This window comes from Brevundimonas nasdae (assembly GCF_019395145.1).
GTDB lineage: Bacteria > Pseudomonadota > Alphaproteobacteria > Caulobacterales > Caulobacteraceae > Brevundimonas > Brevundimonas nasdae.
Map to the genome: position 1 here is coordinate 3,201,921 of NZ_CP080034.1, position 15,462 is coordinate 3,217,382.

The following is a 15,462-nucleotide window of genomic DNA, read 5'->3' on the forward strand; positions in this document are numbered from 1 at the left end:
GCAAAAGCCGTTTCAGGGGGACGATTGTAATCTTGTATCACCGGAGTTTGATCTCATGAGCCAGACGATGATCGACCGCACCCGCTCGGGTTCGACGCCGTTCGCCCGGCTGTTCCGTGATCACCCGCGCGAGGTGGGCGAAACCTATTTCGAACATATGGCCGCCTCGTCCGCCTTTGGGTTCAGGCTGATGGGCCTGGCCTGCGCCGCATTCGCTCACGCCCTGGTTCCGGGGGTGCATAAGGCGACCGTCTCCACCGCCATTCGCGGCATGGCCGCCGACATGGGCGGCCGTGCAGAGGAAGCGCGCGAAACGCGCATGCGCGACGCCGGCGTCTGGGACGTGGGGCTTTAGGAACCGTCCTTTTCCGCCCGGCCATGCAATCGCCGGGATCCGTGCTATATAGGCGGGCTCAACTGCATGCAGGATCGCCGCCTTGAGCATCACGCTCGACCTTTCGCGCGTCTCTAACGCGCCCGCCGCAAAGGCTCCCGTCAACCTTTCGGGTCTGACGCGCGAGGGCCTGCGACAAGCCCTGATCGACGCCGGTGTATGCCCGCCTGAAAAGGCCAAGATGCGCGCCAGCCAGATCTGGGGCTGGATCCACCACTATGGCGTGACCGAGTTTTCGGCCATGAGCAATGTGGCCAAGGACATGCAGGCCAAGCTGGCCGAGCATTTCACCCTGGCCCGCCCCGAGATCGTCGAGCGTCAGGTGTCCAAGGACGGCACGCGCAAATGGCTGATCCGCACGGCGCCGGGCATCGAGGTCGAGGCCGTCTATATTCCCGACGTGGGCCGCGCGGGCGCCCTGTGCGTCTCGTCCCAGGTCGGCTGCACCCTGAACTGCACCTTCTGCCACACCGGCACGCAGAAACTGGTCCGCAACCTGACCACGGCCGAGATCGTGGCCCAGGTCCAGGTGGCGCGCGACGACCTGGAGGAATGGCCGTCGCCCAAGGAAGACCGCCGCCTGTCCAACATCGTCTTCATGGGCATGGGCGAGCCGCTCTACAATCTGGACCATGTCGCCGACGCCATCGACATCATTTCGGACAATGAGGGCATCGCCCTGTCGCGCCGCCGCATCACCGTCTCGACCTCGGGCGTGGCGCCGCAGCTGGAGGCATTGGGCACGCGCACGGCGGCCATGCTGGCCATCAGCCTGCACGCCACCAACGACGCCCTGCGCGATGTTCTGGTGCCGCTGAACAAGAAATATCCGCTGGAGCAGCTGATGGCGGGCATCCGGGCCTATCCGGGCCTGTCCAATGCGCGCCGCGTCACCTTCGAATACGTCATGCTGAAGGGCGTCAACGACAGCCCCGAAGAGGCGCGCGCCCTGCTGAAACTGATCGAAGGCATTCCGGCCAAGGTCAACCTGATCCCGTTCAACCCCTGGCCTGGCACCGACTATCAGTGCTCGGACTGGAAGACGATCGAACGCTTCGCCGCCATCCTGAACAAGGCCGGATACGCCAGCCCCATCCGCACCCCCCGCGGCCGCGACATCCTGGCCGCCTGCGGCCAGCTGAAGTCCGAAAGCGAAAAGATACGGGCAAGTGCGGCGAGAAAAGCAGAGCAGGCCGCAGCTTAAAGGCCGCGCCGGCACTGGCTTGTAATCTTTCGTCACAAGGTGTGGCCGTGGGGCGCTTGCGGGTTGGGGCGACAATCAGGCAAGGCGTGAAGCTATGGATCCGTCCGATGTTCTGACCAGCGCCGAGGTGCAGGCTTTCGCCTCGGGCTTCCCGATCATGGTGATGCACCTGGTCGTCAGCCTGCTGCTGCTTGCGGCGGGGGCGGCGGTCTATGTCATGCTGACGCCATGGCGCGAGATCGCGTTGATCCGTGAGGGGAACCCGGCCGCCGCCGTGGCCTTCGCCGGGGTTCTGGTCGGGCTGGCCATTCCGCTGGCGGTGTCGATGTCGGTGTCCAACTCGGTGCGCGACATCGCCATCTGGGGCGTGGCGACAGTGGTGCTGCAGCTTCTGGCCTTCCGGGTCGTGGACATGCTGTTGACCGGCCTGCCGCAGAGGATCAAGGACGGAGAGGTTTCCGCCGCCGTGGTTCTGGTCGGCGCCAAGCTGGCCACGGCGCTGATCATGTCCGCCGCCCTGACGGGGTGAGCGGGGTGCAGTTTCCCCGCCTGCCCGACTGGGCCATCTATGCGGCGGTCGTCGGGGTGCTGCTGAGCGTCTCTGTTGCGCGACGCGAGAACGCGGATGCGCCGCCCGCCCCGCCGCCGCCAGATGCGCTGGAGGGGGCGCTGCTGGGGCCGATCACGCCCTTTGACGCCGCCGTCACCGTCAACGCGCCCGAAACCCCGTTCCAGCCCACCTCCGGCACCGCCTTCTCGATTGCGGGCGAAGGGCGCTGGGTCACGGCCCGCCATGTGGTGGAGGGATGCCGCAAGCCCGCCCTGGTCATCGGCGGCGGGCGTGCCATCGCCGCCGACGTGCGCCTGGCTGCGCGCGCGGACGTGGCGCTTCTGATTACGGACGGCGGTCCGCCTGCCCTGCCGGTCGCTGTCGATGCGCCCCTGCACAAGAACCAGCGCGCCTTCCATCCGGGCTTTCCGCAGGGCAGCGCGGGCGAGGTGACCTCGCGTCTGCTGGGGCGCGAAACCCTGCAGATTTCAGGGCGAGGGGCGCGGTCCGAGCCGGTTCTGGCCTGGGCGGAGGTGGGGCGGACGCGTGGCCTTACGGGCACCCTGTCGGGGCTTTCGGGGGCGCCCGCGCTGGATCGTCATGGGCGGGTGATCGGCGTCACCCTGGCGGAATCGCCGCGCCGGGGCCGCATCTATACGACGGCGCCGGAATCCTTCGGCCCCGCCATTCGGGGCGAGCAGCGCGCTGACGAGGGGGCCTTGGGCGAGCCGGTCACGATCGACAACTATGGTCGGGTGTCCGACACCCTGCGGCGCGACCTGCGCGTGGCCCAGGTGGTCTGCCTGTCGGTCTGATTGTCGGTCTGAACCGACGCCTCCTCCCCGTTCGAGACGGGAAGGAGGTCCGTGTTTTCGGCCTTACTTCAGCGTAGCGCTGTTCAGGTTCAGGTCGTCGATGTTGATGACTTCGACGTTCGGGTGCTTGGCGCGCAGGGCGTCCAGGAATAGCGAACCGTCGCCCACGATCACCAGGCTGGCGCGGTTGATCGGCAGGTGGTTGGCGAAGGCCGCCTGGACCTGTTCCGGGGTCACGGCGCGCACCCGGCCGGCATAGGCGGCCAGTTCGGTCATCGGCAGGTCGTACTGGGCCAGGCCCGCGACCAGAGAGCCCAGCCCGTCCACCGTCTCCAGCGAATCGCCGAAGCCGCCGATCAGGGTGGCGCGTCGCGGGGCCAGATCAGCCTCGGTCGCGCGCGTCGCGCCCAGCTTGCCGACCTCTTCCAGAATCAGATCGGCGACCTCGCTGGCCGTTTCGTTCTTGGTCTGGGTTCCGGCGGTGAACAGGCCCGAATCCGCCCGCACGCCCAACGAGGAGCCTGCGCCGTAGGACAGGCCGCGCTTGATGCGGATTTCCTGGTTCAGACGCGACGAGAAGCCGCCGCCCAGCAGGGTGTTGCCGACCGTCAGCGGGAAGTAGTCGGCGTCGGTGCGCGACACGCCGCGGATGGCGGCGAAGACGGCGGCCTGACCGGCGCCCGGCTGGTTGATCACCACCACGCGCGGGGGCAGGGCGGCGCCGGCGGGATTGGCGACTGCGGCGGGAGCGGCGCCGGGCGCGGTCCAGTCGCCGAACGCCTGCTGCGCCAGCTCACGCGCGGCCGCAGGGGTGATGTCGCCCGAGAAGACCAGGGTCGCGTTCGCGGGGCGATAGCGGGCCGCATGAAAGGCGGCGACATCAGCGGTGGTGATGGTCGGCACCGATTCCACCGTGCCCGATCCGGGCGCGCCGTAAGGGGCTGCGCCATAGATGACGCGGGCGGCGGCCAGGCGGGCGACCGGGCCGGGCTGGCTGAGGGACACGCGCAGACCGTCCAGGGTCTGGGCCTGCTGACGCTCCAGCTCCTCGCCGTCGAAGGCGGGATTCTTCACCAGGTCGGCCATCAGGGCCACCGTCTGGCCAAAGGCGTTGGCGGGGGCGTTGGCGTAGACGCTGGAGAAGTCCGAACCCGCGCTGGCGCCGATCACCGCGCCCAGTTGCTCGATCTGGGTGGCGATTTCCGGGGCGGATTTTGTTTTGGTGCCCTGGGTCAGCAGAGCCGAGGTCAGGGTGGCGACGCCTGCCTTGTCAGATGGATCGGTCGCCGTGCCCGCATTGATGTTCAGACGCGCCGAGATCAGCGGCAGGCCGTTGGTCGGGGCCACCAGGACGCGCAGGCCGTTGGCGAGGCGGAACTCGCTGACGGCGGGAGTGGCGGGGGCCACTTCGGCGCCCGGCTGCGGCAGGGCCGCGCGTTGGCCTTCCGGCAGCAGGGTGACCGGCGCGCCCGCAGGGGCCAGGTCCGCGACCTTGACCGGCGCATCCACATTGGTCCGCGCGACCGAGGGCGGATTGGCGGCGTCGGAGGCCAGGTACAGGATCGTCGACTGGCGTTGCGGCGTCAGATATTTGCGCGCCACGCGCTGGACGTCGGCGATGGTGACGGCCTGGATGCGGGCGACTTCCTGATCGGCGGCGGCGGCGCCGCCCGTGTTGATCAGCGAGAAGCCCAGGGTCTGGGCGCGGCCTTCGACGGTTTCGCGGCTGCGCAGGGCGTCGGCGACCAGTTCGTTCTGGGCCTCGGACAGTTCGGCGGCGGTGACCGGCTGATCGCGCAGCTTGGCGATTTCTTCGTTCAGGGCGGCGACGCCTTCTTCGGCGGTGTGGCCATCAGCCATGATCGAATAGGCGGCCAGATTGCCGGCCTGCTGTGCGAAGTCGGGGTTGGAGCCGATGCTGGTGGCGATCTGCTTGTCATAGACCAGCGAACGGTACAGGCGGCTGCTTTCACCGGTGGACAGGATGCCGTCCAGCACCTCCAGCGCCGGGCGGTCGGCGTCGGCGTATTTCACGGCGGGCCAGGCGATCACCGCCGTCGGCAGGGGCACGTTCGGCGCATAATAGGTGACGGTCTTGGGGCCCGTCGGCTCGGGCTCCACGACATTATTGGCCGGGATCGGCGTCGTCGGGTTCTTCAGCGGGGTGAAATACTGGTCGACCCAGCGGTCAAGTTGGGCCTGGTCGAAATTGCCCGCGACGATCAGATAGGCGTTGTCCGGGCGGTAATAGGTGGCGTGGAAACGGCGCACGTCGTCCAGGGACGAGGCCTCAAGCTCTTCGATCGAGCCGATGCCGGGACGGCGATAGGGGCTGTCCTTGTAGATGGTTTCGGGCAGGAACAGGCCGAACAGGCGGCCGTAGGGGCTGGCCAGAATTCGCTGGCGGTACTCCTCCTTCACCACGTCGCGTTCGGAGATGAAGGTCGGCTCGTCCACGACCAGCGACCCCATCCGATCGGCCTCGGCGAACAACAGGCGCTGCAGGTGGTTGGCGGGAATCGTCTCGTGGTAGGCGGTCACGTCGTCGGCGGTGAAGGCGTTGTTGCCGCCGCCCACATCCTCGGTCAGGCGGTCGAAGCTTTCGGACGGCAGGTTCTTGGTCGCCTTGAACATCAGGTGTTCGAACAGGTGGGCGAAGCCGGAGCGCCCTGCGGGGTCGTCCTTGGACCCGACCTTGTACCAGACCTGCACCGTGACGTTGGAGGTGTTGGTGTCACGCGCCGAATAGACCTCCAGCCCGTTCGGCAGCACGCGCCGGGTGAAGCCCAGCGGCGGGACGACGACGCCCTGCTGCGCCTGGATGGCGGCGGCGGGTGCGGGGGCGTTGTCGGCGAAGGCGGCCGGGGCCAGGCCCAGCAGCAGGGCCGATGCGGCGACGGTGGCGGTCAGGCGGAATTTCATACAGGCGGCTCCAGCGCTGGGCGAATTTGGCGCGACCCTACCAGTGATCCGCACAAACGCACCTTACAGAGATGTAATGAAATGGCGTTGGTCGAATGCTGTTCCGCTGATGCTGGCGGGTTTTACCTTACGAACGTGGCCCGGATCAGTAACGCCTAGCTTGTCGTCGCAGGCTTCAGCTCCTGAAGACTTCGACCCCGATGTCGCCGTCTGGAGTCAGCCAGGCGTGTTTCATGCCCTGACTGTTGAAGGGCGCGGCGATATTGCCCTGGGCGTCCAGGGCGATCAGGCCGCCGTCGCCGCCCATGACGCCGATCTCGTCGATCACGGCCTGGGTCGCGTCCGCCAGCGACTGTCCCGCTGCAACGCGCCAGGCGACCTGGGCGGCGGCGGCGACGCGGATGAAATATTCGCCCTGTCCCGTGCAGGAGGCGGCGGCGCCTGCATCCGCCCAGGTTCCCGCCGCAGGGATCGGCGTGTCGCCGACGCGGCCCGGCATCTTGCCGAACACGCCCGCGGTCGAGGTCGCCGCCGCTAGCCGCCCGTGCGCGTCCAGCACGCAGGCGCCGACTGTGCCGTGGCTGAGGGTTCCCGGCGGATGATTGTCCTCGCCCTTGCCCGCGCCGGTGAACCAGGCGGTTTCGTCGCCGATCATGTCCAATGCCTGATCATGGGCGAACAACGCCGCACCTTCGCCGACCAGCATGACGTGGGGTGTCTTTTCCATCACCGCGCGGGCGGCGGCCACGGGGTTGCGGAAGCCCTGAAGCGCCGCCACCGATCCGGCGCGGCGGGTCGATCCGTCCATGATGCTGGCGTCCAGCTCATAGGCGCCGGCCAGGTTCGGCGAGGCGCCCTTGCCTGCGACATAGAGGCCCGAATCCTCAAGCATGACCACCGCCGCGACGGCGACGTCCAGGGCGCTGTCGCCTTCGTCCAGCCGGACCTTCATGGCCTCGACCACCTGGCGCATATGGACGATTTCGGCGTCGTAGTTGCGTTCGCGCCGGGCGCCGGCGCCGCCGTGGATGATGAGGGCGGTCATGTCGTCTTCCTGAGCCTGTTCGGTCGCCTCTTTCAATCGGGCGTGCCGCTCTTTAGCGTCACCACGAAGGCCGCGCCATGGCGGCCGGATCGATCATCGCAACGGTCTTTGGCGCATTTAGATCGCCGGGGCCACGGAGGGAAATGATGCGCGCTGTACTGTCCAAGACTGCTGGTGGTCCCGAAACCCTTGAGATCGAGGATGTGCTCGATCCGACGCCCAAGGCGGGCGAGGTGATCATCGAGGTCAAGGCGGTGGGCATCAACTTCCCCGACACCCTGATCATCGAGGACAAGTATCAGTTCCGTCCCGAACGTCCCTTCTCGCCCGGCGCTGAAGTCGCGGGCGTGGTCGAGGCCGTGGGCGAGGGCGTCAAGGGCGTGTTCAAGGGCGACCGCGTCATCGCCGTGCCGGGCTGGGGCGGTCTGGTCGAGCGTCTGGCGGTCAAGGCCGAGACCCTGATCCCCATTCCTGACGCGATGAGTTTTGAAGAGGCCGCCGCCCTCGTGATGACCTATGGCACCAGCTATTACGCGCTGAAGGACAGGGCGAAGCTGCAGCCGGGCGAGACCCTTCTGGTGCTGGGGGCTGCGGGCGGCGTCGGGGCGGCTGCCGTCGAACTGGGCAAGGCCATGGGCGCCAAGGTGGTCGCCGCCGCCTCGACCAATGACAAGGTCGAGTTCGCGCTGGAGCTGGGCGCCGACAACGGCCTGATCTATCCGTCCGGCGCGCTGGACAAGGCGGCGCAGAAGCAGCTGTCCGGCGAGTTCAAGCTGGCCACGGGACGCGACGGCGCCGATGTCGTCTATGATGCGGTGGGCGGCGACTACGCCGATCCTGCGCTGCGGGCCATGGACTGGAACGGTCGTTATCTGGTGGTCGGCTTCCCGGCGGGCATCCCGTCCCTGCCGCTGAACCTGACCCTGTTGAAATCGGTGTCGGTGGTCGGGGTCTTCTGGGGCGCGGCGGTGGCGCGCGATCCGCAGGGACACGCCGCAAACATGGCCGAACTGATGCAGTTCTATGCCGAGGGCAAGATCAGACCGCGCGTGTCCCAGACCTATCCGCTGGAACGCGCAGGCGAGGCCATCAAGGCCCTGGGCGACCGCAAGGCCCTGGGCAAGATCGTGGTGACGGTCGAAAGCTGATCGCGCCATCCGCGCCCTTCGCCCCGTGCGGGAGAAGGGCGCCTATTTTTCTTTCAGGCTTTTCACGGCGTCTGCGGCCAACAGCCTGTGGCGCGGCTTGATGTGGGCGCTGACCATGGCGATGACGGCGGCGATCACCGCCGCATCGTCCGTATAGCCGATGCCCGCGAAGACGTCGGGAATGGCGTCGATGGGCATGACGAAATAGGCCAGACCCGCGAAGATCATCCCCTTGGCGCGCAGCGGCGTTTCCGGGTCGCGCGCGGCGTACCAGGCGGCCAGGGCCTGATCGGCGAAGGGTATCCGCGCCGCCGTGCGCTGGATCTTGGGCCAGAAGCTGCGCGTCACGCGCATCTCGTTGATCTTCACGACCGATGGAACCAGCGCCTTGTTCGGGTCGATGGCGTCGGCGGGATCTGCGGGTTTGGCTTTGGCGGTCATGGCCGCTAAATCCTCAAACGAAACTCAGGTTCAATAATACATAGGAACGTCTGGCATGAAACTCGACAGCAGCATCGCCGCCGTGGTCACCGGGGGCGCTTCGGGCCTGGGTGAAGGCACGGCCCGCGCCATCGCCGCCACCGGCGCCAGGGTCGCCCTGTTCGACCTGAACGAAGAGCGCGGCGAGGCGATCGCCAAGGAAATCGGCGGGGTCTTCTGCAAGGTCGACGTGACCGACGACGCCTCGGTCGCCTCAGCCTTCGAAAAGGCGCGCGCCGCCCACGGCCAGGAGCGCCTGACTGTCAACTGCGCCGGCATCGCCACGGGCCAGAAGACCGTGTCGCGCAAGAAGGACACCGGCGAGATCCGCGCCCATGACATGGCGGCGTTCGAGCGCACGGTTCGCGTCAACCTGTTCGGCACCTTCCGCGTCCTGTCGCAGTCGGCGGCCGGCATGGTGACGCTGGAGCCCCTGGCGGACGGCGAGCGCGGCCTGATCGTCAATACGGCCTCGGTGGCGGCCCAGGACGGCCAGATCGGTCAGGCCGCCTATTCGGCGTCCAAGGGCGGCGTCTACGCCATGACCCTGCCCATCGCCCGCGACCTGGCTCAGGAGGGCGTGCGCTGCAACACCATCCTGCCCGGCATCATGTGGACGCCGATGATGGCCGGCATGGACCAGAAGGTTCAGGACAGCCTGGCCGCCGCCATCCCCTTCCCCAGCCGCCTGGGCACGCCCGCCGACTATGCCTCGCTGGTGCTGGAGCTGGCGCGCAACGTCTATATCAACGGCGAGTGCATTCGCCTGGACGGGGCGATCCGTCTGGCGCCGCGCTGACGCGCGCAACGGCAGTCTGGAACAGAGCGAAGAGCGAACGTCGATACGTCCGGCCAAGCTTGTGGCGGGAGTTGAAAAGTCTAGTAAAATCAGTTTCTTCCGAACTGTTTTGCAATAGGCCGAAAAAAGGGGTTGCGGTCCGCCGCAACCCTCCGCTATACGCCCCCTCCTCGACGGGGAGCGCAACTGGCTCCTACGGAGTGCGGGCGTAGCTCAGTGGTAGAGCACAACCTTGCCAAGGTTGGGGTCGAGAGTTCGAATCTCTTCGCCCGCTCCAGTCGAGATTGCTAAGGCAATCAAGAGGTTAGGCAGGGGCGGTCCTTCGGGATCGCCCCCCTCCTTTTTTCCCGCCGCTACCACCCCGCTACCAAAAACTTTTCGGGCGTCTAGCGCTGGCTTGCTACTATCGGGTGAACTTCCATGAAATCCGCTGGACTCTGCTGAAAAAGCGAGCCGCCGTGTCCGCGAACGGTGGGTGGTGAACAAAATCGTGAGCACACTTGAAGTGGCAGCGCTCAATGCGCTTTTCAGAACCGCGCCACCCAGCACGTTCACATAGGTTGTCTTGCGCTTCACGCAATGTCGTATGCACACAGCCGATCGGTTCTGAAGGCCGAACCCCACACATTGCCGGACCAAGCGGGCGGACATATTTGACGAGTATGGCCATGCTATAGGCCAATGATCGACGATGCGCGCCATCGACTAAAGGGCTTCCGCCTTCAGGCGCGCGACGATCCTCATCTGGACGGCAGGCCTATGCCGGACGCGCAATCGCTTCACACCCTTCAACTGATCCGCAAGGGCGTACTTGCGGTCGGCATCCTGGCGGTTGTCATCCTGGCGGTCTTCACGGGGGAAAGGCTCTGGTCAGATGCGGTGCATGCGGGCTTTCGGGCCGCCGGCCTCGTGATGATCGGGATCGCCATCGTTGGACGGGCCTGGTGCTCGCTCTATATCGGAGGCCGCAAGGCCGCCGAGATAGTGGATCGCGGCCCTTATTCCGTAACCCGCAACCCTCTCTATCTGTTCAGCTTCATCGCGGCGCTCGGTATGGGTCTTCAGACCGGCAGTCTGGTTCTGGCGGGGCTGTTCGTGCTTGTGGCTGTAGGTGTCTTCTTCGCCACGGTGAAGCGTGAGGAGGCCTGGCTTCAGGCCCGCTTCGGCGAAGCCTACAGTGAGTATCGGCGTCGCACGCCCCGGTTCTGGCCGCGGCTCTCGGCCTGGCGAGACCTTGAGACGCTTCAGATCCGACCAGACCGGTTCGTGATGACCCTGAAGGACGGTTCGGTCTTTCTTCTGGCCGTACCGATTTTCGCCTTCGTGGCCTGGCTGCAGTCGAAGGGCTGGGTGAATGCCGTCATCACGCTGCCCTGAGCCAATGACACCGGTACCGGCAACCACAAACGGGCGGCCTCCAAGCCTGGCTGTTCACCGCGAGAGTCCGGCATGAGCACCTACACCGTGTTTCCATTCAAGTCGTCCGGCGTTGCGCCGAGCGTCTACTGGATCGAACAGGGCGACGATGTCCTGGCGGCGGCTGAGGGCCTGAGGCTGCTGGCCGACCACCAAAGCGCCGTCCGCGTGACGGTCTGGCGAGGGGAGGCCCTGGTCTTCAGTGGTCCCTCCGCCGAATGCGCCGCGTGGCTCTCGAGCGAGCCTCAACGCCGCTCAGACTGTCCGGCGATCTCCCACCCGGACCAACTCTGCAGCACAGACTGCGGACGACTGCGCCTCGATGTTGGCTGACGTCTGTCTTGGACAAGACGTCAACGGTTCGGGGGCTGCTGCCCCGGTTGCCTCTTCTCCGTCAGCGCCCCGGGACCTTCGCCAGCCTCTGGTCGTCGTCACCCAGACCTTGACCTGAATCAAGGTGTCGTCGCGCACCCGACCTAAGGTGCGTGTGGCTCGATCGGGGCTGCGACGGGTTTGATGATGTGGACGTGACATGGCCCGGCCTCGATCAGGATGAGGCCGACCGACGGCTCCTGTCCGCAGGTCCGAACATCCCTTCTCCTGTGCGCGCCCGCAGCCTGGGCAGGATTCTGCTTTCGACCCTGCAAGAACCGATGTTCCTGCTGCTGGTCGTTGCGGCCGGGCTGTATCTGTTTCTGGGCAGCCTCGCCGAGGGTCTCTTTCTGACCCTTGCCGCGGTCGGGACGATCAGTCTGGTCGTAGTGCAGCAAGCGCGGAGCGAAAGCGCTATGAAGGCGCTGCGCGACCTGTCCGAACCGACCGCCAGGGTCATGAGATCCGGTGTCGCGTGCACGCTCGCCATCGACCGGCTGGTTCAGGGCGACATCCTGCTGGTGAGCGAGGGCCAACGCCTGCCCGTCGACGGTCGCCTGGTCGATGGCGACGTGCTGAGCGTGGATGAGTCGACCCTGTCGGGAGAGTCCGCCCCGGTCATCAAGACCGTGCGCCAGGCGATCTCGGATCCGGACGGCGCCGGCGACGCCGTGTTTTCCGGCACGCTCGTCGTGTCCGGCCAGGGCGTGGTCGAAGTGCTGGAGACCGGGCCGCGGACGAGATTGGGTCAGATCGGAACCTCGCTGCCGCCATTGCGCCTGACCGGACGCGACTGGAGAGGTCGACTGGACGCCTGGTCGCCCTGTTCGGCTTTCTGGCGGTTGTGCTCAGCGCCACGGTCGTCCTGGCCTACGGGCTGATGCGGGGCGACTGGATCGAAGCACTTCTCGCAGGCATCACCGTCGCCATCTCGCTCATTCCCGAGGAGTTTCCGACCGTCCTTGCCGTGTTCATCGCGCTGGGCGCCTGGCGTCTGGCGCGCCATCAGGTTCTGGTGCGGCGCGGCGCGGTGATCGAGACCCTGGGATCCGCCACCCTTCTGTGCGTCGACAAGACCGGCACCCTGACCGAGAACCGGATGTCGGTGGCCGAGGTCTGGGTCGAAGGAAAGAGTGTCGACGCTTCGGCGGGGCCTTTGCCGCCTGATGCCGGTCTGGTCCTAGATGCCGCTGCATTGGCAAGCGCGTTGCAACCGACCGACCCGATGGACCGCGCCATTCGCGAGCGGTCGCCATCGACGGGCGGCGGGACCGTGACCCGGGCCTGGCCGCTCGAAGCTAAGCGGATGGCTGTGATCCAGACATGGCGGCTTGCTGACGGCAAATCGGCCGCCGCGGCGAAGGGGGCGCCCGAGGCGATCTTCAGCCTGTGCAAGGCGTCGGAGAAGACCCTGGCGCCGGCAAGAGAGGCTCTGGATGCGATGGCGGCCAGAGGGCTCCGCGTCCTGGCTGTTGCAACGGTCCGTCAGGTCGATGCTGGATTCACCGATCCGGATCAGGCCCCCTTCATCTTCAGCGGACTGATCGGCTTTCTCGATCCGGTGCGAGAGGATGTGCCGGGAGCCTTGCAGGAGGCGCGTCGCGCCGGAATCAGTGTGGCGATGATCACGGGCGACTACCCCGCTACCGCGCTCGAGATCGCGCGACAGGCCGGCGTCGATGTGGACCCTGGCGTGATGACGGGAGACGAGATCGCGGCTTTGTCCGCCGAACTTTCGGAACGCATCCGCACGGTCCGGGTCTTCGCCCGCATCCAGCCTCAGCAGAAGCTGGCGCTGGTCCAGGCCTTCAAGGCGAATGGCGAGATCGTCGCCATGACGGGAGACGGGGTCAACGACGCGCCTGCGCTCCAGGCGGCCGATATCGGGATCGCCATGGGAAAGCGGGGGACGGACGTCGCGCGCGAGGCGGCCGACATCGTGCTGATGGACGACAGTTTCGGCGCCATCGTCGGCGGGGTCCGCCTGGGCCGCCGGATCTTCGCCAATCTTCGTAAGGCGCTGACGTTCATCGTCGCCGTTCATGTGCCGTTGGCCGGTCTTGCTCTGATCCCGATCCTGATGGGCGCGCCGCCCCTGCTTTTCCCGGCCCATGTCGTCTTTCTTCAGCTGATCATCAGTCCGGTCTGCTCCCTGGTCTTCGAGGCGGAGCCCAGCGAAGGCGACGCGATGACGAAGCCGCCCCGTTCCGATACAGCGTCGCTGTTTGGTCCGCGCCAGATCGCGTTCGGGGCCCTGCAAGGGGTGGTCATCCTGTCCGGGGTGCTCGGCTTCTATGTCTGGATGCTCGCTCAGGCGCCGGAAACGGAGGCTCGCGCCGCCGCCTTCATCGCCCTTGCGATCGCGAACATGGTGCTGGCTTTGACGGACTCGGCCACCTCGGGCGTGTCTCTGTTCGATCCACACCGCCGGATCTTCTGGCTGATTTGCGCCAGCGCGGTGATCGTTCTGGGGGGCTGCGTGTCCGTGCCGTTCGTCGAGGATCTGTTCCGCTTTGCCACGCCGTCTGGCGACGCTCTCCTCTTGGCCATTGCCGTTGCGCTCGTCAGCGGAGGCTGGGCCGGCCCCTGGCGGTGGATCGTTCAGCGGGCGCAAGCCACGCCCGGCCCGCTGCGGGAAGCGGGGCCCGTCGTGGCCGGCTGATCCGTCCAGTCCTTGATCTGCCTGAACGACGGACCGCGCCGCGGTCAGGCTGACGTCAGGTTTTCCAACCAGCGTCCATTAAACGGAGGTTTCTATGACCAGCACGGCTCCGAAGGCGATCAGGATCATCAAGACCTGGGACTGGGGCGTCCGCCTGTTCCACTGGCTCCTCGTGGCCGCGATCGCGCTCGCCTTTCTGTCCTCAGAGGAGGGCAGCGCCCTGTCACCCTGGCACGGGTCAGCGGGCTGGGTGGCGGCGATCCTGATCGCCTTCCGGCTCCTCTGGGGTTTTGTGGGCGGGGAACACGCACGCTTCGCAAACCTGATCCGTCCGTCGCGGATGGCGGGCCATGTGAGAGGACTGTTCGCGGGGCGGGTTCATGCATCGCTGGGCCACAACCCGCTGGGCGGGATCGCTGTGATTGTGCTTCTGGCCCTCGTCGCCGCGACCACCTTCACCGGCATCACGGGCGGCGAGGGCGGGCATGAGGCCATCGCCTACATCCTTCTGGCTATGATCGCCCTGCACGTCGTCGCGGTGGTGGCCATGTCGTTCTTGACCCGGGACAACCTGATCGGCGCCATGATCACCGGCAGCAAGAAAACCACTCACTTTCCTAGGCTCAGGACTCATAGCCAGAATAGCACTGTAGCGGCGAGGGCGATGGCGGACAGGAAGACGGTCGGGCACCGATCGTAGCGGGTGGCGACGCGACGCCAGTCCTTGAGCCGGCCGAACATGATTTCGATGCGGTTTCGGCTTTTGTACCGGCGCTTGTCGTAACGGATAGGCGCGGTCCGGGATTTTCGACCGGGGATGCAGGGCGTGATGCCCTTGGCCTCCAAAGCGTCCCTGAACCAGTCTGCGTCATAGCCCCGGTCGCCCAGCAGCCATTGGGCCTTGGGAAGGCTGTCCAGCAGGGCCGCAGCACCGGTGTAGTCGCTGACCTGGCCTGCCGTCATGAACAGGCTGATGGGGCGTCCGTTCGCATCGGTTACGGCGTGAAGCTTGGTGTTCATGCCGCCTTTGGTGCGTCCGATGAGCCGCCCAAGACCCCCTTTTTTACCGCGAGGCTCGAAGCCGTACGGTGCGCCTTGAGATAGGTCGCGTCGATCATGAGGGTGCGCCGTTCGGCCTGAGCGCCGGACAGTCCCTCCATCATCCGGATGAAGACCCCGGCCTCGCTCCAACGCTTCCAGCGGTTGTACAGCGTCTTGTGTGGGCCATAGACCGGCGGCGCGTCACGCCAGCGAAGCCCGTTGCGGTTGACGAAGATGATCCCGCTCAACACCCGACGATCATCCACCCTGGGCTTGCCGTGGCTCTTGGGGAAGTGCGGCTGCAGCCGCGCCATCTGCTCGTCCGTCAGCCAATAGAGGTCGCTCATATCCAGTCTCCTTACAGAGCCTGAATCAGATCGAGCACATCACATCAATGGGTCCTGAGCCTAAGCGCTTACAAAGACCCTGTGTAACCACCCTTCAAGGACAGGGGCTATCCGTTCGATGTGCCGAACGTCGCCTTTAATCACCAATAAAACGACAGCTCATTGCGGAAACATGGAGGAGTGGATCCGCTACCAAAGCGAACGCGCTATGGTCGGTTGTCCGCCACGGCTTCGGTCTCGGTGAGCATTTCTGACCTAAGGGTCTTC

General features: G+C 66.3%; 15 protein-coding genes and 1 tRNA gene. 12 read left to right on the top strand and 4 right to left on the bottom strand.

Features of this window, described 5'->3' with window-relative positions; genetic code table 11:
- Positions 1–55: 55 nt before the first annotated feature.
- From KWG56_RS15585 to KWG56_RS15600, 4 genes are all read left to right on the top strand, one after another.
- Positions 56–355, top strand: coding sequence for a DUF6356 family protein (locus KWG56_RS15585; RefSeq protein ID WP_219352838.1), 300 nt, complete (start codon positions 56–58; stop codon positions 353–355).
- Positions 356–437: 82 nt separating this feature from the next.
- Positions 438–1,598, top strand: a complete 1,161-nt coding sequence (gene rlmN, locus KWG56_RS15590; RefSeq protein WP_219352839.1) for a dual-specificity RNA methyltransferase RlmN — start codon at positions 438–440, stop codon at positions 1,596–1,598.
- Positions 1,599–1,692: 94 nt separating this feature from the next.
- Entirely contained in the window at positions 1,693–2,127 is a 435-nt protein-coding gene (locus KWG56_RS15595; protein ID WP_201098257.1) for a DUF350 domain-containing protein, read from the top strand.
- A 5-nt stretch (positions 2,128–2,132) separates the two neighbouring features.
- Positions 2,133–2,963, top strand: a complete 831-nt coding sequence (locus KWG56_RS15600) for a S1 family peptidase (protein ID WP_219352840.1) — start codon at positions 2,133–2,135, stop codon at positions 2,961–2,963.
- Positions 2,964–3,026: 63 nt separating this feature from the next.
- Here the strand turns inward: KWG56_RS15600 and KWG56_RS15605 are convergent, their stop codons facing one another.
- Together KWG56_RS15605 and KWG56_RS15610 are read right to left on the bottom strand one after the other, a co-directional pair.
- The gene (locus KWG56_RS15605; RefSeq protein WP_219352841.1) at positions 3,027–5,885 is read right to left on the bottom strand and encodes a M16 family metallopeptidase; all 2,859 of its coding nucleotides are present in this window, start codon (positions 5,883–5,885) and stop codon (positions 3,027–3,029) included.
- Between the two features lie 175 nt (positions 5,886–6,060).
- Entirely contained in the window at positions 6,061–6,930 is an 870-nt protein-coding gene (locus tag KWG56_RS15610) for an isoaspartyl peptidase/L-asparaginase family protein (RefSeq protein ID WP_219352842.1), read from the bottom strand.
- Between the two features lie 146 nt (positions 6,931–7,076).
- Here KWG56_RS15610 and KWG56_RS15615 point away from each other — a divergent pair, with 146 nt between their 5' ends.
- Complete coding sequence (locus KWG56_RS15615; RefSeq protein WP_201098249.1) at positions 7,077–8,078, top strand: NADPH:quinone oxidoreductase family protein; 1,002 nt, start codon at positions 7,077–7,079, stop codon at positions 8,076–8,078.
- A 42-nt stretch (positions 8,079–8,120) separates the two neighbouring features.
- On the opposite strand, the gene KWG56_RS15620 is transcribed toward KWG56_RS15615, so the two are convergent.
- Positions 8,121–8,519 (bottom strand): YkvA family protein, encoded by a 399-nt coding sequence (locus tag KWG56_RS15620; protein WP_219352843.1) that lies wholly within the window; start codon positions 8,517–8,519, stop codon positions 8,121–8,123.
- A gap of 55 nt (positions 8,520–8,574) precedes the next feature.
- Here KWG56_RS15620 and KWG56_RS15625 point away from each other — a divergent pair, with 55 nt between their 5' ends.
- The 7 genes from KWG56_RS15625 to KWG56_RS15650 all read left to right on the top strand — a co-directional run bounded on the left by KWG56_RS15625 (position 8,575) and on the right by KWG56_RS15650 (position 14,507).
- The gene (locus tag KWG56_RS15625; RefSeq protein ID WP_219352844.1) at positions 8,575–9,357 is read left to right on the top strand and encodes an SDR family NAD(P)-dependent oxidoreductase; all 783 of its coding nucleotides are present in this window, start codon (positions 8,575–8,577) and stop codon (positions 9,355–9,357) included.
- Between the two features lie 202 nt (positions 9,358–9,559).
- Positions 9,560–9,634 (top strand) — tRNA-Gly (locus KWG56_RS15630).
- A gap of 404 nt (positions 9,635–10,038) precedes the next feature.
- Positions 10,039–10,734 carry a methyltransferase family protein gene (locus KWG56_RS15635; RefSeq protein ID WP_236261165.1) on the top strand — a complete coding sequence of 232 codons (696 nt, stop codon included), beginning with the start codon at positions 10,039–10,041 and terminating at the stop codon, positions 10,732–10,734.
- A 72-nt stretch (positions 10,735–10,806) separates the two neighbouring features.
- Positions 10,807–11,106, top strand: a complete 300-nt coding sequence (locus KWG56_RS15640; protein ID WP_201098243.1) for a hypothetical protein — start codon at positions 10,807–10,809, stop codon at positions 11,104–11,106.
- A gap of 194 nt (positions 11,107–11,300) precedes the next feature.
- Positions 11,301–12,026 carry a P-type ATPase actuator domain-containing protein gene (locus tag KWG56_RS18840; protein WP_342393752.1) on the top strand — a complete coding sequence of 242 codons (726 nt, stop codon included), beginning with the start codon at positions 11,301–11,303 and terminating at the stop codon, positions 12,024–12,026.
- Positions 11,981–13,807 carry a cation-translocating P-type ATPase gene (locus tag KWG56_RS18845; protein ID WP_483413686.1) on the top strand — a complete coding sequence of 609 codons (1,827 nt, stop codon included), beginning with the start codon at positions 11,981–11,983 and terminating at the stop codon, positions 13,805–13,807. Before KWG56_RS18840 ends, KWG56_RS18845 begins: the two co-directional genes overlap by 46 nt.
- A 94-nt stretch (positions 13,808–13,901) precedes the next feature.
- On the top strand, positions 13,902–14,507 hold the full coding sequence (locus tag KWG56_RS15650) for a cytochrome b/b6 domain-containing protein (RefSeq protein WP_219352845.1): 606 nt from the start codon (positions 13,902–13,904) through the stop codon (positions 14,505–14,507).
- Here the strand turns inward: KWG56_RS15650 and KWG56_RS15655 are convergent.
- Positions 14,438–15,195 (bottom strand): IS5 family transposase gene (locus KWG56_RS15655; RefSeq protein ID WP_219352846.1). Its coding sequence is split into 2 segments (ribosomal slippage): positions 14,438–14,874 and positions 14,874–15,195, totalling 759 coding nucleotides; the frame shifts between segments, so codons are not numbered across the junction. The two genes, KWG56_RS15650 and KWG56_RS15655, sit on opposite strands and share 70 nt — an antisense overlap.
- Between the last annotated feature and the right edge of the window lie 267 nt (positions 15,196–15,462).